Here is a 21,049-nt window from a genome sequence, read left to right as displayed (position 1 = left end):
ACATTTCCCAGCATACGCCTTCTGCTTAGGCAATGTTCACGAACTTTCGGGAAGCGAGGCGCGCATGGCAACGGTAATCGACGGCAAACTGGCGGCTGAAAAGGTCATCGCCACGGTCACGCAAGCGTCCGCCACGCTGGAAAGCGAAAAGGGCGTGCGCCCCGGTCTCGCCGTCGTCATCGTTGGTGACGATGCCGCCAGCCACACCTACGTCGCCGCCAAGAGCCGCATGGCCAAACAGTGCGGCTTCAACTCCATCCAGCACAGCCTCCCCGGCGATACCACGCAGGAAGCGCTTGAGGCGCTGGTTTCCGAACTCAATGCCGACCCGGCCATTCACGGCATTCTCGTGCAGCTGCCGCTGCCAAAAAATCTCGACAGTGAGCGTGTGACGCAACTCGTCGCGCCGGAAAAGGACGTTGACGGCCTGCATGTCGTCAATGCCGGCAAGATCGCCACCGGCGATTTCGAAACCGGCCTCGTGTCCTGCACCCCGGCCGGCTCCATGCTTCTGGTCAAGCAGATTTTGGGTGAAGACCTCTCCGGTCTCAATGCTGTCGTCATCGGCCGCTCCAACCTGTTTGGCAAGCCGATGGCGCTGCTTCTGCTTGCCGCCAATGCCACGGTGACGATGGCGCATTCGCGCAGCAAGGATCTCGCCTCGATCTGCAAAAATGCCGATATTCTGGTTGCGGCTGTTGGACGCAGCGAAATGGTCAAGGCCGATTGGGTCAAGCCCGGCGCCACGATCATCGATGTCGGCATCAACCGCATTCCGGCCCCTGAAAAAGGGGAGGGTAAAACCCGTCTCGTGGGTGATGTTGCCTTCGCCGAATGCGCGGAAGTGGCAAATGCCATCACGCCGGTGCCCGGTGGCGTCGGTCCGATGACCATCGCCATGCTGATGGCCAACACGGTTGTCGCCGCCAGTCGCGCCCTCGGAGTGGCGATCCCTAAATTCTGAAAGATCACGGGGGGTTGACTCCTCCGTCAGCGCCTTATGTCTTCTACACATGGTACGTTTCGTACTGCGGTGGAGAAGCGCGGCAACGCGACCGCGCATGAAGGCGGGAGGCTGACGATGAAACTGTCTTATCTGATGGGAACGGCACTGGCGGCGCTGGTGGCAACGGGAGCGGTTGCGCAGGAACTGAAATTCGAGCCCGGCAAGGACGCGAAATTCAACTGGAAGAGTTTTGAGGATTTCAAGGCGGCGCATGGCGATCTCAAGGGCCAGTCGCTGACCCTGTTCGGCCCGTGGCGCGGTGAGGACGAAGTGCTGTTCAACAGCGTGCTTGCCTATTTCAACGCCGCGACCGGCGCGAACGGCAAATATTCCTCCTCGGAAAACTACGAGCAGCAGATCGTCATCGATACGCAGGCCGGTTCGCCGCCCAATATCGCCATCATCCCGCAGCCCGGTCTTCTGGCCGATCTCTCCGCCAAGGGTTTTCTGACACCACTCGGTCAGGAAACCCAGGATTGGGTCAAGACCAATTACGGCTCCGGCGAGGACTGGGTGAAATACGGAACCTACAAGGGCAAGGACGGCAAACAGGCCTATTTCGGTTTCCCCTTCAAGGCCGATTTCAAGTCGATGGTCTGGTATGTGCCGGAAAACTTTGAGGAAGCCGGTTACGAAGTCCCTAAGACCATGGAGGATCTGTTCAAGCTCTCCGACCAGATCGTCGAGGATGGCGGCGTGCCGTGGTGCATCGGTCTCGGTTCCGGTGGTGCCACCGGCTGGCCGGCCACCGACTGGGTGGAAGACCTGATGCTGCGCACGCAGACGCCGGAAACCTATGACAAGTGGGTGTCGAACGAGATCAAGTTCGATGATCCGGCCGTGGTCGGCGCCATCGAGGAATTCGGCAAGTTCGCCAAGAACGACAAATATGTCTCCGGTGGTGTGGCAGCGGTTGCCTCCACCGATTTTCGTGATAGCCCGAAGGGGCTCTTCGACATTCCGCCGAAATGCTACCTGCACCATCAGGCGTCCTTCGTGCCGTCCTTCTTCCCGCCGGAGAAGGAACTGGGCGTCGATGCCGACTTCTTCTATCTTCCGACCTATGCCTCCAAGCCGGAACTCGGCACGCCGGTTCTCGGCGCCGGCACATTTTTTGCCGTCACCAAGGATTCACCGGCGGCAAAGGCCTTCATCGAATTCCTGAAGACGCCGATCGCACATGAGGTCTGGATGGCACAGGCGTCGTTCCTGACACCGTACAAGGGCGTCAAGCCGGAAGCCTATGCCAATGACGTGCTGCGCAAGCAGGGCGAACTTCTGACCACCGCAACCACCTTCCGTTTCGATGCATCCGACCAGATGCCGGGCAAGATCGGTGCCGGTGCCTTCTGGACCGGCATGATCGATTATGTCGGCGGCAAGGATGGCAAGACCGCGGCGGGTGAGATCCAGAAAGCGTGGGATGGGTTGAAGTAGGGCCTGCCCGCATAAGGATCGAACGAAACGTGTGAACACCCCCTCATCCGGCCCTTCGGGCCACCTTCTCCCCGCTGGGGAGAAGATATGAAGCCGCAGCCGTGCCGGTCATCCTCTCCCCAGCGGGGAGAGGTCGCCGAGCGAAGCGGAGGCGGGTGAGGGGGAAAGCCGCACGAGAACGGCACAAAGGGGAGGGTAACAATGATCTCGCAGATCGTATCGGCCATCGGTGTCATGGTCGCCGGCGTGTTCGCCTGTGCGCTGTATTACTGGCTGTCCGACAAGCTTCTGTCGCTGGCACTGCCGGTGCCGGAGGGGAATGTCCGGCAGGCCTCGATCAATCTCAACCGCCGCGCCACCATCCGCCCGTGGCTGTTTTTAGGCCCCGCGCTGATCCTGCTCGGCGTCTATCTCATCTATCCGGTGATCGCGACCTTCATCCTCTCCTTCTATGATCGTTCCGGCGACTATTACGTCGGTTTCGCCAATTACCGCTGGGCGTTTTTCGACCAGCAGTTCCGCCAGTCGATCTTCAACAACATCCTCTGGCTGGCCGTCGTGCCGGCCGCCTGCACCTTTTTCGGCCTCGTAATCGCGGTTCTCACCGACCGCATCTGGTGGGGCAATATCGCCAAGAGCATCGTTTTCATGCCGATGGCGATCTCGTTTGTTGGCGCTTCAGTGATCTGGAAGTTCATCTACGAATTCCGTGGCGGCAACGAAACGCAGATCGGTCTGCTCAACGCCATCGTGAAGGCCGTCGGCGGCGATCCGCAGATCTGGATCTCGCTGCCCTTCTGGAACAGCTTCTTTCTGATGATCATCCTCATCTGGATCCAGACCGGCTTTGCCATGGTCATCCTGTCGGCAGCCCTTCGTGGCATTCCGGAAGAAACCATCGAGGCGGCCGTCATCGACGGCGCCAATGGCTGGCAGATCTTCTGGAAGATCATGGTGCCGCAGATCTGGGGCACGATCGCCGTCGTCTGGACGACGATCACCATTCTGGTCCTGAAGGTCTTCGATATCGTGCTGACCATGACCAATGGTCAATGGAACACGATGGTGCTCGCCAACCTGATGTTCGACTGGATGTTCCGGGGTGGCGGTGACAGCGGCCGAAGTGCGGTCATCGCGCTGGTCATCATGCTGGCGGTGACGCCGATCATGATCTGGAACATCAGGCAGGCACATCGCGATGCGGAGGGACACTGACATGGCCGCAACTGCAACCGTCTCTTCCGCCGCATCCTCTTCCATCGGCACGCGCCTGCGCCGCATGGGCCTGCCGCGGCTTTTCCTGCATCTGTCGGTGCTCGCCATCGTCATCCTGTGGCTGATCCCGACGCTCGGTATTCTCGTCACCTCGGTGCGCGACAAGGAGCAGATCACCGCCACCGGCTGGTGGACGGCCTTCAACGGTTCCACCCAGATGGAAGCCGTGCGGCTGGCCGATCCTTCCACGCAAAAGGAGGAGGGCGGCCGCTTCGTCATTGCCGGCTCCATCTTCGAGGGTAATGCCACCGGCACCGTCAGCGCTTTTGGCGTGCGTGTACAGGATCCGTCCGCCTTCGAGATCGGCAAAGCCGCCGATATCGGCGATGGCGAAACCCTGCAGATCAATCAGGACGGCTCCTACGTCTACAGCAAGGGTGCCGCCTTCGACGACAAGCGCCCGAAGCGCGTTTATGTCTCGCTCGCCACCGCGCCGGAATTCACCTGGCAGAACTATCGCGACGTGCTGACCTCGGCCGGCATCGGCCAAGCCTTCGTCAATTCACTGACCGTCGCCATTCCCGCCACCGTCATCCCGATCCTGATCGCGGCTTTCGCGGCCTATGCATTGTCATGGATGCATTTTCCGGGTCGGGCGCTGCTGATCGCCGTCGTCGTCGGCCTCATCGTCGTGCCGCTGCAGATGGCGCTGATCCCGCTTCTGACGCTCTATAACGATATCGGCGCCTTCTTCGGCATCAATGCGCGCTCCTATGTCGGCATCTGGCTGGCGCATTCCGCCTTTGGCATGCCGCTCGCCATCTATCTGTTGCGCAACTATATCGCCGGCCTGCCCAAGGAAATCATCGAATCCGCCCGCGTCGATGGCGCCAGCGATTTTGAAATCTTCGTGAAGATCGTGCTGCCTTTGTCCTTCCCGGCGCTCGCCTCCTTCTCGATCTTCCAGTTCCTGTGGACATGGAACGACCTGCTGGTCGCCATGGTTTTCCTCGGTACCGGCAAGGATCAGCTGGTGCTCACAGGTGCGCTCAATGCGCTTCTGGGCTCCATGGGCGGAAAGTGGGAAATCCTCACGGCCTCCGCCTTCATTACCATCATCGTCCCGATTCTCGTCTTTTTTGCCCTGCAGCGTTACCTCGTGCGGGGACTTCTCGCCGGTTCGGTGAAGGGCGGCTGACGCCTTTCACACCATCACACCCAGACAGCATTTCTATCTACAGGATTTTCGAATGAGCAATGTAACGCAGATGACCGAAACGCCGCTCGACAAGGACTGGTGGCGTGGTGCGGTCATCTACCAGATCTATCCGCGTTCCTATCAGGACAGTAACGGTGATGGCATCGGCGACCTGAAGGGCATCACCGCGCGCCTGCCGCATATCGCGGCTCTGGGTGCCGATGCGATCTGGATTTCGCCCTTCTTCCCGTCGCCGATGAAGGACTTTGGCTACGACGTTTCCAACTATGTCGATATCGACCCGATGTTCGGTTCGCTGTCGGATTTCGATGCGCTGATTGCCGAGGCGCACCGCCTGAAAATCCGCGTCATGATCGATCTCGTCATGTCGCACTCGTCGGATCAGCACGCATGGTTCATCGAAAGCCGCTCGTCGCGCTTCAACCCCAAGGCCGACTGGTATGTCTGGGCCGATGCCAAGCCGGACGGTTCGCCGCCCAACAACTGGCTGTCCATCTTCGGCGGGTCCGCATGGCACTGGGACCCGACCCGCATGCAATATTACATGCACAATTTCCTCACCTCGCAGCCGGATTTGAACCTGCACAATCCGGAGGTTCAGGATGCGCTGCTGGATGTCACCCGCTTCTGGCTGCAGCGCGGCGTCGATGGCTTCCGCCTCGACACGATCAATTTTTACTTCCACGACAAGGAACTGCGCAACAACCCGGCGCTCGATCCCTCGCGCCGCAATGCCTCCACCGCACCGGCGGTGAACCCCTACAATTTCCAGGAACACCTCTACGACAAGAACCGCCCGGAAAACCTCGAATTCCTGAAGCGTTTTCGCGCAGTGCTCGATGAGTTCCCGGCGATTGCCGCCGTCGGCGAAGTCGGCGACAGCCAGTATGGTCTGGAAATCGTCGGCCAGTACACGTCCGGCGACGACAAGATGCAGATGTGTTACGCCTTCGAATTCCTGGCGCCGGATTATCCGACAGCCGCCCGCGTCGGCGAAGTGCAGAACGCCTTTTCCGCTGCCGCACCGGAAGGCTGGGCCTGCTGGGCTTTCTCCAACCATGATGTGGTGCGCCATGTCAGCCGCTGGGGCGCCGACGTTCTCGACCGCGATGCCTTTGCCAAGATGCTGGCGGCACTTCTCTTCACCCAGCGTGGTTCGGTCTGCATCTATCAGGGCGAAGAGCTGGGCCTGACCGAAGCCGATATCGCCTATGCCGATCTGCAGGACCCTTACGGCATTCAGTTCTGGCCGGAATTCAAGGGCCGCGACGGTTGCCGCACACCGATGGTCTGGGATGCGCAGGCGCTGCAGGCGGGTTTCTCGACGGCGGAAAAGACATGGCTACCGATCCCGGTCGAGCACCAGATCCGCGCCGTCAGCGCGCAATATGGCGATCCGGATTCCGTGCTGGAACAGTACCGCCGCTTCATCACCTTCCGCAAACAGCATCCGGCTTTTTCCAAGGGCGAGATCCGTTTCCTGACGGCGGAAGGCACGACCCTGATCTATGAGCGGAGTTTTGGCAACGAAACGCTGCTCTGCGTGTTCAACATGGGGCCGGATGGCCAAAGCATTCCGCTGCCGCAGGGCGACTGGCAGAAGCTGGAGGGCCACGGCTTTTACAGCACGGTCGATAACAGAAACGTCGAACTGCCGGCCTGGGGCGCTTATTTCGCAAGGCTTGGCTGATAAAAAAGGGGAGGGATGCGCATGACCGGGGTAATCCTCAAGGATATCAAGAAATCCTATGGCCAGGTGCAGGTTCTGCACGGCATCGATCTGGAGATCGAGCAGGGTGAGTTCGTGGTTTTCGTCGGCCCTTCCGGCTGCGGAAAATCGACACTGCTGCGCATGATCGCCGGGCTTGAAGACATTACCGGCGGTGAGATGTCGATCGACGGTCATGTCGTCAACGAAGTGCCGCCGTCGCGGCGCGGCATCGCCATGGTGTTCCAGTCCTATGCGCTTTATCCGCATATGACCGTCTACGACAACATGGCGTTTGGCATGCGCATCGCCAGGGAAAGCAAGGAGGAGGTGGATCGCCGTGTGAAAGCGGCGGCCGAAATCCTCCAGCTGACCCAATATCTGGAGCGTCTGCCCAAGGCGCTCTCCGGTGGCCAGCGGCAGCGCGTCGCCATCGGCCGCGCCATCTGCCGCGATCCAAAAGTGTTTCTGTTTGACGAGCCGCTCTCCAACCTCGATGCCGCCTTGCGTGTCGCCACCCGCATCGAGATCGCCAGACTGAAAGAGTCCATGCCGGACACGACGATGATCTACGTCACCCACGACCAGGTCGAGGCGATGACGCTGGCGGACCGCATCGTCGTGCTCTCTGCCGGACGAATAGAACAGGTCGGCCCGCCACTGGAGCTTTACGAGCGGCCGGACAATCTGTTCGTTGCCCGCTTCATCGGCTCACCGGCGATGAACGTCATCCCGACAAAAGTCACCACGGCAGGCGCGCAAACGGTGGTCGAGCTTGCCGGCGGCAAGTCGGTGACGCTGGATATCCCGACCGACGCTTCGCAGCAGGGCAAACAGGTCAGCTTCGGCGTGCGGCCGGAGGATCTGGCGCTGGCGACGGACGGCGATCCCTGCCTGTTCGAAGGCAAGATCGGCATCGTAGAGGCGCTCGGTGAAGTCACGCTTCTCTACATCGAGGGGCTGACAAAGGACGAGCCGATCATCGCCAAGCTTCCGGGCATCCTTTCGGTCAGCCGGGGCGATGTGATGCGCTTCACGGCCAGGCCGGAAAAGATGCATCTTTTCGATGCGGATGGTCTCAGTCTGCGCCATTAGGCTGACGTCATTGGCAAACTGTTATTATCATCCACAGAGAAAGCGTTTCATAAGGTGATCCGGGCTCGGCTCCATACGGTCTATTAAGTTTCGCACGGTAGATTTTCCTTCAGAGAACAGGAGAGTAGACGTGGGTGCGATTGCCGGGGGCCGACCGAGTTATCTGAGCAAGGAAGAATCCTTCATGTACGACCGCGAAACGCGGTACCGCATGGAAGATACGATGAACGCTGCCCGCATCGAATATACCGAAAAAGCGGTGATGAACCTCGCCGCCCGCCGCTGCGACGTGCTGCGCATTTCCATGAGCGGCGCAGTCCTCGGCATCCTCACCCAGTACAATCTGCCAAAACAGTTCTATCTCGATATTCCGGATGCCCGCATCAGCAAGATCGGCTGCCTGCTGATGCGCCAGAACGCCAACAACACGATCGACGTACGTTTCCTGCGCCTGATGACGCAGAAGGAACTCGACCGCATTTTCGTGTTTTCGACGCACCCGGCGCATCGCGACCGCAAGCTGGATGTGCGCACCTGGTAACAGACGTTACGAAGGCTGAAGCCGTCCGAACCGCATCTGGTATTCGCGCGGGCTGATACCAATCCGTTTCCTGAAATGGTGACGCAGCGTGTCGGCCGTTCCAAGTCCGGCGGCAAGCGCGATCTCATCGATACCAAGCCGTCCAGCCACGAGGAGGCGCTTGGCTTCCTCCAGCCGCTCTGCCGTCAGCCATTCGCCCGGTGACGTGCCCGTTGCTTCCGCAAAACGGCGAACGAATGTCCTCACGCTCATCCGGCACTCGGCAGCCATACGCTCCAGCGTCCACGCCGTCGCCAGCGCCGCGCGCATATTGTCAAGCAATGGCGCTATTTCCGATTGCCGGCGTATCGGTACCGGACGCTCCAGAAACTGGGCCTGTCCCCCCGTGCGGTGCGCCGGCATGACAAGCCTGCGGGCCACGGAGCTTGCGGCGTCCGGCCCAAAATCCTGACGCACGATCTCGATCAGCAGATCCATGCCCGCAGCGCTGCCGGCCGATGTGAAAATGCGGCCATGATTGCGGTAGAGCGAGCGATCATCCACCTCGATGGTTGGGTGGCGTTTGCGCAGTGCCTCGGCATATCGCCAGTGTGTGGTCGCGCTGCCGCCATCCAGCAGACCCGTGGCGGCAAGAACGAAGGCGCCGGAACAGATGGAAACAAGACGCGCGCCACGATCATGAGCCTGTCGCAGGCGCTCGCAAAGTGCTTCCGGCACCGGTTCGTTCACGCCCTTCCAGCCCGGTACGACGATGATGTCTGCCCGATCGATCAGCTCTATGCCGTCGTCGGGCAAAAGCGTGAAACCGCCATGGGCGCGCAGCGGGCCTTGTTCGACCGCGCAACTGGCAAAACGATACCAGCCTTCGCCCATCTCCGGTCGGGACAGGCCAAAAATCTCGGCAACGATCCCGAACTCGAAAGTACAGAGCCCGTCATACAGAAGTGCGGTGACCATCGGTCCGTGCGTGTTTGGCATGATATTCATGTATGATGGCAATCGCGCCAATGGCAATCGAAAACTGTTCGTTCCATTCTGTAACGGCAGAAAAGGAGACCATCATGCCAAGCGCCGTTACTACCATTGCCGCCGCCCCCAGCGAAATCGCCCGGGAACATTTCGCCGCTGCCTTCACGTTCGGGACCGATTGTTGGGATGTCCACGACACGCTGTCACGGGGGCTTGATTTCGTGCTTCTCGATGTCCGCAGCCCGGCCATGTTCGCCGCCGGCCACGTTCCCGGCGCCATCAACCTGCCGCATGGCAAGATTGTCCGCTCGAAGATGGAGCAGTGGCCGCAAGAGACGCTATTCGTCACCTATTGCGCCGGTCCGCATTGCAATGGTGCCGCCAGAGGTGCCGTGCGCCTTGCCGAACTCGGACGCCCGGTCAAGATCATGGCAGGCGGGATCACCGGGTGGATCGACGAAGGTTTCGAGCTTGAGAGGGGCATTGCTGCAGCGTGATCCTGCAGCCGAGCAGTGACAGCCAGAAGCGAAGGCGGTGATGAAACTCGCCGCCTTCGCTGAATGCGCTCAGATGATAATGTCTCAGCAGGCGATTGCCGAAACGTAACCCGACGCGGCGATTTTCAGGATGACCGCATCGCGCGTGATGACGGGGATTTTGCGAACGCGGGCCGTGGCGATCATGTAGCAATCGGCGGGATCGCGATGACCGGTATCCTTCGCAACCGTTGCCGCCTCGATGGCGATGCGTTGGGTGATGGGCAGGGGTCGAAAGAGAATTTGCTTTCGTGCCCGGCTGAACCATTCCTCAAGCGAGAGGTTGCCAAAGTTCAGAGCGTTGACGCGTTTCTGTGCCGCCAACGACATTTCCCACGCGGATATCGGTGAGATGAATAGCCTACCATCGGTTTGGCTTTGGCCGAAGACTGTTACGGCCTGCGAAGAAAGTCGACTTTCGCCGCTGACGGCCCAATAAAGCGCATGCGTATCGAGCAATGCACCAGCCAATCAGCGCTCCCTGTCTGCATCCTCGAGTGCAAGGACCTGCTCATAGATCGGCTTGGTCAGGTCGATCCGCGGATCAAGCTTGAACGGGTGGTCCTTCATGGAGCCAAGTCCGCGCACGATGAGAACCTTCCCCGTCTTGGGGTCGGTTACAGTCGTCTCCGTGGTCGCGTTTTTCTTGCTCATGCCACTATAGATAGCATTTCCGCGAGTGAATTGCGAGGGCGGCGTCAGCCGCCCCGGCCTATCTCAAGCAAACACGCTGGCGCCCTGATCGGCATGGCCGACATTGCGGCGGAAGGCGCCAAAAAGTTCGCGGCCCATGCCGTATTCGTTCTCCGACAGATCGGCGGTAGCGGCCGGGCGGGCGGCAAATTCGGCGGCATCCACCAGCACTTCCAGCGTGCCGGTCGTGGCGTCGAGGCGAACGATGTCGCCGTCGCAGATCTTGGCGATCGGGCCGCCGTCTGATGCTTCCGGCGTGATATGGATCGCTGCCGGCACCTTGCCGGATGCGCCCGACATGCGGCCGTCGGTGACGAGAGCGACCTTGAAACCACGGTCCTGCAGCACGCCGAGCGGCGGCGTCAGCTGGTGCAGTTCCGGCATGCCGTTCGCCTTCGGACCCTGGAAACGCACGACGGCGATAAAGTCCTTGTTGTTCAGGTCGCCGCGCTTGAAGGCGTCCTGCAATTCCTTCTGGGTATGGAAGACGATCGCCGGTGCCTCGATGATATGGCGCTCCGGTTTGACGGCCGAGATCTTGATGACGGCCTTGCCGAGATTGCCATGCAGCATCTTCAGGCCACCATTGGCCTGGAAAGGCTTGTCGATCGTGGTCAGCACCTTTGGATCGCCGCTGACCTCCGGGATCGGTTGACGGGCAACGCCACCGTTTTCGCCGAGCATGGCTTCGACCGTATAGGCCTCCAGTCCCTGACCGAACACGGTGCGCACGTCGTCATGCACGAGACCGCCGGCCAGAAGCTGCTTGATCAAAAAGCCCATGCCGCCGGCAGCGGCAAAATGGTTCACGTCGGAAAGTCCGTTCGGGTAGACGCGGGTCAGAAGCGGCACGATGTCCGAAAGCTCGGAAATATCCTGCCATGTCAGGTGAATGCCGGCAGCGCGCGCCATGGCGACGAGATGCATCGTGTGGTTGGTCGAACCACCCGTCGCATGCAGGCCGACAACGCCATTGACGATCGAGCGTTCGTCGATCATCTCACCGGCCGGCGTGAATTCGTTGCCGAGTGCGGTAATCGCCAGTGCCCGTTTGGCGGCTTCCTTGGTCAGCGCATCGCGCAGCGGCGTGCCCGGATTGATGAAGGACGAACCGGGCATGTGAAAGCCCATGATTTCCATCAGCATCTGGTTGGAATTGGCCGTGCCGTAGAAGGTGCAGGTGCCGGGGCCGTGGTAGGATTTGGATTCCGATTCCAAGAGTTCGGCGCGGCCGACCTTGCCTTCTGCATAAAGCTGGCGGATGCGCGACTTTTCGTCGTTCGGCAGACCTGAGGTCATCGGGCCGGCGGGCACGAACACGGCTGGCAGATGGCCGAAGGAGAGGGCTGCAATGACCAGACCGGGCACGATCTTGTCGCAGACGCCGAGATAGACGGAACTGTCGAACATGTTGTGGCTGAGGCCGATACCGGCCGACATGGCGATCAGGTCGCGTGAAAATAGCGACAGTTCCATGCCGGGCTGGCCTTGCGTCACGCCATCGCACATGGCGGGCACGCCGCCTGCCACCTGCGCCACGCCGCCGGCCTCGCGGGCCGCATCACGGATCAGCGCCGGATAGTTTTCGTAAGGCTGGTGGGCCGAAAGCATGTCGTTATAGGAGGTGATGATGCCGAGGTTCGGGACGACGTCGCCTGCGAGCGCGCCCTTATCGGCGGGGGAACAGACCGCAAATCCATGGGCAAGGTTGCCGCAGGAGAGGACCGACCGGTGCGTGCCGCGCGTCACGGCACGGTTGAGGCGATCGAGATAGGTTTCACGATGCGGTTTCGATCTCTCGACGATACGCGCGGTAATCGCCTCGATGCTGGAATGGGCGGCCATGTGCAATCCTCCTTCGGTCAATCCCGGTTTGGGAGAGGCCGAAGCCACCGGGATTGTGGGTCTCGTAAAATGTGCCGGCGCCTGCGGATCGTAAACCGGTGCGCCGGGGAGGGCGCCGTTTAAGGCGCCCAGTAGATCTCGAGCGATGACGGCGCGCGGTTCAGTACGGCGCGGATGGGCATTTCCATCTCGTCCTCACTGTTTTCCGCGTTTTCCAGCACGATCATCTTGGCATCACCCTCGATATGCAGCACCAGAAGGCGCGCATCGGCAAGGCTGGTGAACGAGAAGGTCAGACGCTCTTCGCCGGCACCTTCGGCCTGCATGGTCAGAACGCCACGCGGGCCTGCCGGGTCGATCGCCTTGGCCAGATTGTTACCCTTCGGGAAGAAGGAAGCGGTGTGCCCGTCTCCTCCCATGCCGAGAATGACGACATCGAACGGATTGCCGAAACCGGCCGTCTTTTCGGTGGCGATCTTTGCGGCTTCCTCGGCGGTCGTGGAAGGCTGGTAAAGCGGCACGAATGTCGCTGCCTCCGCCTTGTCCTTCAGAAGATGCGTCGCGACCAGACGGTGGTTGGACCGCTCGTCGTCGGCGGCAACGAAACGTTCGTCGACCAGCGTGATCGTCACCTTCGACCAGTTGATATCCTGTTCCGACAGCGCTTCGAAGAAACGTTTGGGCGTCGAGCCGCCGGACACGGCGATCGATGCCGAACCGCGCACGGCGATTGCCGCCGTCAACTGTGCGGAGACGTCCAGCGCAAGTTCATGTGCCAGCGTTTCGGGATCAGGAAATTCGTGCAGGTTTCCCGACATGCCTCAGCCCTCGTGCCATGTGCGGCCGTCACGCTCGATCAGCGCGATTGCCTGGCTCGGACCCCAGGTGCCGGCGGTGTAACCCTGTGCCGGCTGTCCGGTTTCGTCCCAACCCTTGAGGATCGGATCGACCCATTCCCATGCGGCTTCCACTTCGTCGCGGCGCATGAACAGCGTCTGGTTGGCGCGGATCGTGTCCATCAGCAGGCGCTCGTAAGCATCCGGCGAGCGAACGTTGAACGCTTCGGCAAAGCTCATGTCGAGCGAAACATTGCGCAGGCGCATGCCGCCCGGACCAGGATCCTTGATCATCAGCGACTGCTTTACGCCTTCGTCCGGCTGCAGGCGGATGATCAGCTGGTTGGCGGAAATGCGGCCGGCTGCGCTGTCAAAAATGTTGTGCGGCACCGGCTTGAAGGTGATGACGATTTCCGACATGCGCTGTGTCAGGCGTTTGCCCGTGCGGATGTAGAAGGGAACGCCGGCCCAGCGCCAGTTGCCGATCTCGGCCTTGATGGCGACGAAGGTTTCGGTGTTGGAAACGCCGCCTTCCAGCTCTTCCAGGTAACCCTTGACCGGGCCGCCTGCGGAAGCACCGGCGCGGTACTGGCCGCGCACCGTCATCTGCTCGACATTGTCGGCATTGATGGGCTTCAATGCCCGCAGAACCTTCAGCTTTTCATCGCGCACGGCCTCGGAATTCATCGAGGACGGAGTTTCCATGGCAACCAGGCAAAGCAGCTGCATGATATGGTTCTGCACCATGTCGCGCAGCGCGCCGGCCGTGTCGTAATAACCGGCACGGCCTTCGAGACCGACGGCTTCGGCAACGGTAATCTGCACGTGATCGATGTAATTGGCGTTCCACAGCGGCTCATAAAGCGCATTGGCAAAACGCAGCGCCATCAGGTTCTGGACGGTTTCCTTGCCCAGATAATGGTCGATACGGTATATCTGTTCTTCCTTGAACACCTTGCCGATCGTGTCGTTCAGCACCAGCGCCGACGCAAGGTCACGGCCGATCGGCTTTTCGACGACGATGCGGGTCTTAGGCGTGATCAGCTTGTGGTCGCGGATCTTTTCGGAAATCGCGCCAAAGATGCCCGGAGCGACGGCGAGGTAGAAGGCGCGGATGCGGTCCTTGCCTTCGTCCAGCAGTTTTTTAAGCACATCCCAGCCCTGATCGGACTTGGCATCGACGGACACGTAGAAAAGACGTTCGCAGAATTTCTTGACTTCCGCCTCGTCATATTCGCCCTTTTTCAGATGCTCTTTAAGGGCATCCTTGGCGAATTTACGGTAATCTTCATGGGAAAGCGCGCTGCGCGAAGCGCCGATAATGCGCGTCGGTTCGGTGAACTGGCCCTCGATCTGGCGGTGGTAGAGCGCCGGAAGAAGCTTGCGTTCCGCAAGGTCGCCGCTGCCGCCGAAGACGATGCAATCGAAGGGCTCAACTGGGATGATCTGGCTGCTCATACCTAATTCTCTCGAAGTCGCGTTGTTGATAGGGGTCATAATCTAATCGATTTAAAAGCGCCAGCCCGAAAACGGGCGGGAGTGACTATTTGCCTCAGAACCGGTCGCGGAGCGCGTACCAGGTCAGGGCGAGGAAAAGGAGCGGGGCCCGCAGGCGCGAGCCTCCCGGAAAGGAAGGAACGTCCAGATCGGCAAGATAGGAAAGCTCCGTCGATTTGCCGAGTGTCATATCTGCATAAAGCTTACCACAATAATTTGACAGCATGACACCATGGCCGGAATAACCGCCGACCGACATCACGCCGGGCATGACCTCTCGCACGAAAGGCTGGCGGGTGAGGGTGATGCCCACCGAACCGCCCCAGGAATGGGTGATCTCAATATCGTTCAGGGCCGGATAGATCTCGGCGATCTGCCGGCGGATATGGCTGGAAATGTCGCGCGGGCTGTCGGCCGTATAGGCCTCGCGACCGCCGAACAGCAGACGGCCATCCTTCGACTTTCGGAAATAACGCACCACGAAGCGCGAATCGGCGACCGATTCATTGCCGGAAAGAATGGTCGGATGCGCATCGAGCGGTTCTGTCGCGCCGATAAAGGAGCGGATCGGCATCACATGCGCGGCCGTCACCGGCTCGAGATTTTCGATATAGGCATTGGTGGCGATCAGTACGCGATTGGCGGTGATCGTGCCGGTCGGCGTTTCGATCAGCGTTTTACCACCGGATTGAGATATCGATTTGGCCGGCGTGTTTTCGTGGATCGCAGCCCCTGCTGCCGCCGCCACACGGGCAAGGCCGATCAGCAGTTTCAGCGGATGGATATGGCCGGTGCCGCCGTCATAGACGCCGCAATGGTAATGGTCGGAGCCGAGCCGTTCGGCCGTCTCCTTTTTATCCATGAAGGAAATATAGGGGTAGTCGTAGCGCGTCGCCGCGATCTCGGCATTGGCGCGGTATTCCTTGTCATGGCCGGGCTTGTGGGCCACGCACATGTGTCCAGCCACATATTCCATGTCGATGCCGTGTTTGTCGGCAAAGTCCAGCAGGTAACGTTTGGCATGTTCGGCCATGTCGAACAGGGCGCGTGACCGCTCAAGACCAAGTGCCTCTTCCTGCTCCTCCGGCCACCAGCGCTGGCCGGTGCCGAGCTGGCCGCCATTGCGGCCGGATGCGCCGTCACCGAAATGGCAGGCTTCGATCAGCGTCACCGAAACACCGGCAGACGCCAGACAGTAAGCCGCCTGCAGCCCGGTATAACCACCGCCGATAATGGCGACGTCGGTGGTTTTCGAGCCGTCAAGCGCCGGATAGGTCGGCCTGTCGCCACTTGACGCCTGATACCATGAAATTCCGGGCGCGATCGGGCTCTGCCATGCGGTCATGCCGTCTCCTTCAAACGTTCAGCAACAGGAATTCACGCTCCCAGGGACTGATCACCTGCATGAATGTTTCGAATTCGCCGCGTTTGACCCCGGCATAGATATTGATGAATTCGGAGCCGTACACCTCCTCGAAGGCCGGTTCGTTTTCCAGCAGTGCCAGCGCTTCCAGAAGGCCGCGCGGCAGTTCGATCGACCCTTCGTTGGCGGTATCCGAGGTCGGTTCGGTCGGCTGGATTTCTCGTGTGATGCCCAACAGGCCGCAACCGAGCGAAGCGGCCAGCGCCAGATAGGGATTGGCATCCGAACTCGGAAGGCGGTTTTCGACACGGCGGGCGGACGGATCGGACACCGGCACGCGGAAAGCCGTGGTGCGGTTGTCGTAACCCCAGGCATTGTTGACCGGGCAGGCCATATCAGGCGTCAGGCGACGATAGGAGTTCACATAAGGCGCCAGCATGACCAGCGAACTCGGCACGAATTTCTGCATGCCGCCGATGAAGTGGAAGAATTCCTTCGACGGTGTGCCGTCGTCATTGGAAAAGACATTCTTGCCGGTATTGATATCGACCACCGACTGGTGGACGTGCATGGCCGACCCCGGCTGGCCCTGCATGGGCTTCGCCATGAACGTGGCATAAATGCCGTGTTTCAGCGCCGCCTCGCGAATGGTGCGTTTGAACAGAAACACCTGATCGGCGAGCTGGATCGGATCGCCATGGCGAAGGTTGATTTCCAGCTGCGCCGGACCCTCTTCATGGATCAGCGTATCGATCTCCAGACCCTGCTTTTCAGAAAAATGGTAGATGTCGTCGATCAACTCGTCGAATTCGTTGATGCCGGCGATCGAATAACTTTGCCCGCCGGAAATCGAACGGCCAGAACGCCCCTTCGGCGGATGCAGCGGATAATCCGGGTCTTCATTGACGGCAACGAGATAGAACTCGATTTCCGGGGCGACGACCGGTTTCCATCCGCGATCCGAATAGAGTTTGACGACATGCTTCAGCACGTTGCGCGGCGTATAGGGCACGTTCTTGCCGTCGGCGCCGACGATATCGCAGATCACCTGCGCGGTCGGATCGCTTTCCCACGGCACGACGGAAAGCGTCGAAAGGTCCGGCACCAGCTTGATGTCGCTGTCGCGGCTGTCATAACGGAAATTGCCGGTTTCATCCGGGTATTCGCCGGAAATCGTGTGGCGGTAGAGTGCCGAGGGCAAGGCCAGCGAGGTGTTGCTGGTAAACTTTGACGCCGGCATCATCTTGCCGCGCGGAACGCCGGCAAGGTCGGGCGTGATGCATTCGACATCCTCGATGCCCCGCACTTTCAGCCATGCGGCGGCTTCCTGCCAGGATTTCACCCCGCGTCGGCTATCCAGAACTGCGGCAGGGATTTTGGGCTTGGGGGCGGAAGGCGTCGGCTTTTTCTTGGGCGGCATGGCTCACCGGAAGCGTTGGTCGGGAACCTTATAATAGTCACCTTGCGGCAATTGGCGATAGCTGGTTCGCAATGTTTGATCTCTTTGTCGGCATTGACATGAACGCGTGATGGCAACAGAAACGCCGCTCGTTTCAGGAGTTTTTGTTTTGGCCCGCAGATTTGACGTGGTGATCCTTGGTGCCGGTGCGGCCGGGCTGATGTGTGCGATCCGCGCCGGGCAGGGTGGCAAGCGCGTTCTTGTGCTAGATCATGCGAAGAACCCTGCCGAAAAGATCCGCATTTCCGGCGGTGGTCGCTGCAATTTCACCAATATCCATGCCGGTCCGAAAAACTATCTGTCGGCCAATCCGCATTTCGCCAAATCGGCGCTGGCGCGTTACAGCCCACGCGATTTTCTCGACATGGTCGAAAAACACCGTATCGCCTGGCATGAAAAGACGCTCGGCCAATTGTTCTGCGACGACAGCGCCAAGGACATCATCCACATGCTGCTCGATGAGATGCGTGCTGTCGGCGGTGTCCTTGAACTGCGCACCGAAATTTCCGCCGTCGAAAAAGGTCCGGACGGTTTTCGCGTGATGACATCGAACGGCATGGTCGAGGCGGATGCCGTTGTGCTCGCCACCGGCGGCAAGTCGATCCCGAAAATGGGCGCGACCGGCTTTGCCTATCGCATCGCCGCCGAATTCGGCCTTAAGGTTACCGACACGCGTCCCGGCCTTGTGCCGCTGACACTGGATCCGTTGCTGCTGGAAAAACTGGCGCCGCTATCCGGCATTGCTGTCGATGCTGAAGTAAAACACGGCAAGATTTCGTTCCGCGAGGCTCTGCTCTTCACCCATCGTGGTATCAGCGGCCCGTCGATCCTGCAGATCTCGTCCTACTGGCGCGAAGGCGATTCAATAAAATTGTCGATCGAGCCGGATATCGACATCACATCTCGCCTCAAGGAAGGTCGCAAGGCCAATGGCAAACAGGCGGCGCAGACGGTGCTGGGTGAGATCCTGCCGAAACGTCTGGCCCAGTTCCTGACCGAAAATGCGGGCATGACCGGACAGATGGCGGACCAAGGCGATCGCAAGCTCGAAGCGTTGGCGGCCTCGGTGCAGGACTGGAGCATCGTGCCGGCAGGTTCCGAAGGGTATCGCACGGCGGAAGTGACGATCGGCGGCATCGATACATCGGAGATCGATTCAAAGACGATGCAGGCCAAGAACGTGCCCGGTCTTTATTTCATCGGCGAATGCGTGGATGTCACCGGCTGGCTCGGCGGATATAATTTCCAATGGGCCTGGGCATCGGGAAATGCCTGTGGCGAGGCGCTGGCGGAACTGTTCTGATGCCGGAGATATCTTTTAGCACTTTTTAATAAGCCTGCGACATCCTGCCTTAATGCGCGCACAGTCATGGATTCTTATCTTGTGTTAAGCGCTGGTCGTCGCCGAGGCGGCGATTGAAACTCCTCCAGTCGGGATTGATCTTGATGCAGAACCGTCGTCGTGCCCGTGCCATCGCCATAGCAAAGACTGAAGCCGCTGCAACAATTACACTTCGTCTGTTTCTTGCTGCAGCAAGTGCAACGGTTGCCATAATGTTGATATCCCATCTATTCTGATGGTCGGTCAATATAGGCGATATGTTTTTTTCGATACATCGATGCTCTAATTGAGCTTTGCCGGAATTACACTGAACCAAGTTTGGGATATTTTGAATTTAGATCTCTGCTGCGTTAATGGCAAAACGCAAGTTCAGTAAATTTTTACGCATTTCCATTTATATTGCCCCTCAATTACTACTGGTATTTCGTATTGGGGGTCGCCGTATGTTGAACGTTCTGCCGTCATCCGTGGTTGCACGGATAGTCAGCCTTTGCCTTTTCCTCGTTTTCGTTTCGATTTCCGCCCTGTCGGGAATGACCTATCTGAACTTGCGTTCAGATATCATGGGCAATGCCGTGGAAGATGCGCACAGCGCCATCCGCGCCATGGGCGTCCTTTATGAGGTCGAGGCGGAAGGTGCCGATCTCGCGGTCAAGGACGGTGAGGTTACCGGTATTACCAGCGCCGGTCCGATCGAGTTCAAGAACCACTCGCTTGTCGACCGCACCGCCGAGTCCATCGGAGGTGTCGCCACCGTATTCAGCAAGAACGGCAGCGATTATGTCCGCGTCTCCACCAACGTGAAGACCGAGAAGGGCGAGCGCGCCGTCGGCACCAAGCTTGCCGCCGAACACCCGGCCCAGAAGACGCTGGCTTCCGGCCAGCCCTATTTCGGCCAGGCAGCTTTGTTCGGCCGTGATTTCATGACGGGTTATTTCCCGATCAAGGACAAGGCCAATGTGGTCACCGGCGTCATGTTCATCGGCATCCCGATGGAAGTCTATTTTGCCCAGCTTTCGGCATCCGTCACCCAGATGGCCGTCACCAGCTTTCTGGCTCTGATCGCCATGGGTCTGATCGGCTTCTTCGCCATCCGTCATCTGGTCAAGCCGCTCAGCGTTCTGACCGGCACGATCCGCACCATGGCGGACGGCAGCGATACCGACATTCCATATCTCGATCGTCGCAACGAGTTCGGCAATATTGCCCGCGCGCTGGAAGTCTTCCGCGACAACGCCCGCCAGAAGCGCCTGATCGAAGCCCGCAGCGCCGATGATCGCGCCAGCGCCGATGCCGACCGTCGCCGCAACGATGCGGAAAAGCAGGAAGTCGATAGCCAGATCAACCTCGCTGTCACGGAACTGGGCGCAGCACTTGCCCGCCTGTCGCAGGGGGATCTTTCGGTCAAGATCGACCGCACCTTCACCGGCCGCCTCGAACAGCTCCGCGTCGATTTCAACGGCTCGATCGAGCGTCTGCGTGATACGCTGTCGCGCATCCGTGAAAGCACGCTGGCCATCCAGCGCAACAGTGGCGAACTCAGCCAGTCGTCTGCGGACCTTGCCAAGCGCACGGAAAACCAGGCTGCTTCGCTCGAAGAAACCGCCGCCGCCGTCGAGGAAATTACTGCCACCGTACGTTCTTCTGCCGAGCGCGCCCGCGAAGCCAATGACGCCGTCGCCAAGACCAAGCAGAATGCCGACGGTTCCGGCACGGTCGTCAACAATGCCGTCCAGGCCATGGATCGCATCGAGGAAGCCTCAAAGAAGATCGAGCAGATCATCGAAGTGATCGACGACATCGCCTTCCAGACCAACCTTCTGGCGCTCAATGCCGGTATCGAAGCCGCACGCGCCGGTGAAGCCGGCAAGGGTTTTGCCGTCGTCGCCCAAGAAGTGCGCGAACTGGCCCAGCGTTCGGCCGATGCCGCCCGCGAGATCAAGACGCTGATCAACCAGTCGAGTAACGAAGTCAGCGCCGGTGCCGGTCTCGTGCAGCAGACTGGAAAGGTTCTGTCGACGATCAGCGAGCAGATCACCGGCATCAGCAAGCATGTCGAAACCATCGCCACCGCCGCCCGCGACCAGTCGGCCGCGCTGCAGGACATCAACGGCTCCGTCAACCGCATGGACCAGATGACCCAGCAGAACGGCGCGATGGTGGAAGAGACCAGCGAAGCCAGCCGTGCCCTTGCGGAAGAAGCCAACCAGCTGATGAGCCTCGTGCAGCAGTTCCGCATCGAGGCAGATCACGGTGCCGGCCACAAGCGCTACGCCGCCTGATCTTCA

18 protein-coding genes are annotated in these 21,049 nt (G+C 59.8%); 10 read left to right on the top strand and 8 right to left on the bottom strand.

Annotated features, from left to right (window positions below):
• Window positions 1-64: 64 nt before the first annotated feature.
• The 7 genes from folD (at window position 65) to AAIH70_RS04845 (ending at window position 8,221) form a co-directional block, all read left to right on the top strand.
• Complete coding sequence (gene folD / locus AAIH70_RS04875) at window positions 65-964, top strand: bifunctional methylenetetrahydrofolate dehydrogenase/methenyltetrahydrofolate cyclohydrolase FolD (RefSeq protein WP_132272681.1); 900 nt, start codon at window positions 65-67, stop codon at window positions 962-964.
• 117 nt (window positions 965-1,081) lie between these two features.
• The gene (locus tag AAIH70_RS04870) at window positions 1,082-2,443 is read left to right on the top strand and encodes an ABC transporter substrate-binding protein (protein ID WP_132272682.1); all 1,362 of its coding nucleotides are present in this window, start codon (window positions 1,082-1,084) and stop codon (window positions 2,441-2,443) included.
• 201 nt (window positions 2,444-2,644) lie between these two features.
• Entirely contained in the window at window positions 2,645-3,658 is a 1,014-nt protein-coding gene (locus AAIH70_RS04865) for a carbohydrate ABC transporter permease (protein WP_132272683.1), read from the top strand.
• Window position 3,659: 1 nt separating this feature from the next.
• Window positions 3,660-4,856, top strand: coding sequence for a carbohydrate ABC transporter permease (locus AAIH70_RS04860; protein WP_132272684.1), 1,197 nt, complete (start codon window positions 3,660-3,662; stop codon window positions 4,854-4,856).
• 52 nt (window positions 4,857-4,908) lie between these two features.
• Entirely contained in the window at window positions 4,909-6,567 is a 1,659-nt protein-coding gene (locus AAIH70_RS04855; protein ID WP_132272685.1) for an alpha-glucosidase family protein, read from the top strand.
• A 21-nt stretch (window positions 6,568-6,588) separates the two neighbouring features.
• The gene (locus AAIH70_RS04850; protein ID WP_430033313.1) at window positions 6,589-7,680 is read left to right on the top strand and encodes an ABC transporter ATP-binding protein; all 1,092 of its coding nucleotides are present in this window, start codon (window positions 6,589-6,591) and stop codon (window positions 7,678-7,680) included.
• Between the two features lie 184 nt (window positions 7,681-7,864).
• The gene (locus tag AAIH70_RS04845; RefSeq protein WP_165932005.1) at window positions 7,865-8,221 is read left to right on the top strand and encodes a hypothetical protein; all 357 of its coding nucleotides are present in this window, start codon (window positions 7,865-7,867) and stop codon (window positions 8,219-8,221) included.
• Window positions 8,222-8,227: 6 nt separating this feature from the next.
• Here the strand turns inward: AAIH70_RS04845 and ftrA are convergent, their stop codons facing one another.
• Window positions 8,228-9,199, bottom strand: coding sequence for a transcriptional regulator FtrA (gene ftrA / locus AAIH70_RS04840; RefSeq protein WP_132272688.1), 972 nt, complete (start codon window positions 9,197-9,199; stop codon window positions 8,228-8,230).
• A gap of 83 nt (window positions 9,200-9,282) precedes the next feature.
• Between ftrA and AAIH70_RS04835 the strand changes: the two genes are divergently transcribed.
• Window positions 9,283-9,687, top strand: a complete 405-nt coding sequence (locus AAIH70_RS04835; RefSeq protein ID WP_132272689.1) for a rhodanese-like domain-containing protein — start codon at window positions 9,283-9,285, stop codon at window positions 9,685-9,687.
• 84 nt (window positions 9,688-9,771) lie between these two features.
• Here AAIH70_RS04835 and AAIH70_RS04830 read toward each other — a convergent pair whose 3' ends face one another.
• The 7 genes from AAIH70_RS04830 to AAIH70_RS04800 form a co-directional block, all read right to left on the bottom strand.
• Window positions 9,772-10,185 (bottom strand): type II toxin-antitoxin system VapC family toxin, encoded by a 414-nt coding sequence (locus tag AAIH70_RS04830; protein ID WP_245519136.1) that lies wholly within the window; start codon window positions 10,183-10,185, stop codon window positions 9,772-9,774.
• Window positions 10,186-10,197: 12 nt separating this feature from the next.
• Complete coding sequence (locus tag AAIH70_RS04825; protein ID WP_132272691.1) at window positions 10,198-10,380, bottom strand: hypothetical protein; 183 nt, start codon at window positions 10,378-10,380, stop codon at window positions 10,198-10,200.
• 63 nt (window positions 10,381-10,443) lie between these two features.
• Window positions 10,444-12,264, bottom strand: coding sequence for a phosphogluconate dehydratase (edd, locus tag AAIH70_RS04820; protein WP_132272692.1), 1,821 nt, complete (start codon window positions 12,262-12,264; stop codon window positions 10,444-10,446).
• Between the two features lie 119 nt (window positions 12,265-12,383).
• Window positions 12,384-13,082: a 6-phosphogluconolactonase gene (gene pgl, locus AAIH70_RS04815; RefSeq protein ID WP_430033308.1), complete on the bottom strand. Its 699-nt coding sequence runs from the start codon at window positions 13,080-13,082 to the stop codon at window positions 12,384-12,386.
• Between the two features lie 3 nt (window positions 13,083-13,085).
• Window positions 13,086-14,558 carry a glucose-6-phosphate dehydrogenase gene (gene zwf, locus AAIH70_RS04810; protein WP_132272694.1) on the bottom strand — a complete coding sequence of 491 codons (1,473 nt, stop codon included), beginning with the start codon at window positions 14,556-14,558 and terminating at the stop codon, window positions 13,086-13,088.
• Between the two features lie 94 nt (window positions 14,559-14,652).
• A complete protein-coding gene (locus AAIH70_RS04805) occupies window positions 14,653-15,942 on the bottom strand; it encodes an NAD(P)/FAD-dependent oxidoreductase (RefSeq protein ID WP_132272695.1) in 1,290 nt (429 codons plus the stop codon).
• Window positions 15,943-15,952: 10 nt separating this feature from the next.
• Window positions 15,953-17,380 carry a glutamine synthetase family protein gene (locus AAIH70_RS04800; RefSeq protein ID WP_132272696.1) on the bottom strand — a complete coding sequence of 476 codons (1,428 nt, stop codon included), beginning with the start codon at window positions 17,378-17,380 and terminating at the stop codon, window positions 15,953-15,955.
• Window positions 17,381-17,528: 148 nt separating this feature from the next.
• Here AAIH70_RS04800 and AAIH70_RS04795 point away from each other — a divergent pair, with 148 nt between their 5' ends.
• Entirely contained in the window at window positions 17,529-18,722 is a 1,194-nt protein-coding gene (locus tag AAIH70_RS04795; RefSeq protein ID WP_207908236.1) for an NAD(P)/FAD-dependent oxidoreductase, read from the top strand.
• A 482-nt stretch (window positions 18,723-19,204) separates the two neighbouring features.
• A complete protein-coding gene (locus AAIH70_RS04790) occupies window positions 19,205-21,043 on the top strand; it encodes a methyl-accepting chemotaxis protein (protein WP_430033303.1) in 1,839 nt (612 codons plus the stop codon).
• The last annotated feature ends 6 nt before the right edge of the window (window positions 21,044-21,049 follow it).

It is taken from the genome of Neorhizobium sp. BT27B, from assembly GCF_050455485.1.
Taxonomy (GTDB): domain Bacteria; phylum Pseudomonadota; class Alphaproteobacteria; order Rhizobiales; family Rhizobiaceae; genus Neorhizobium.
This window is presented reverse-complemented; position numbering and strand designations above follow the sequence as displayed.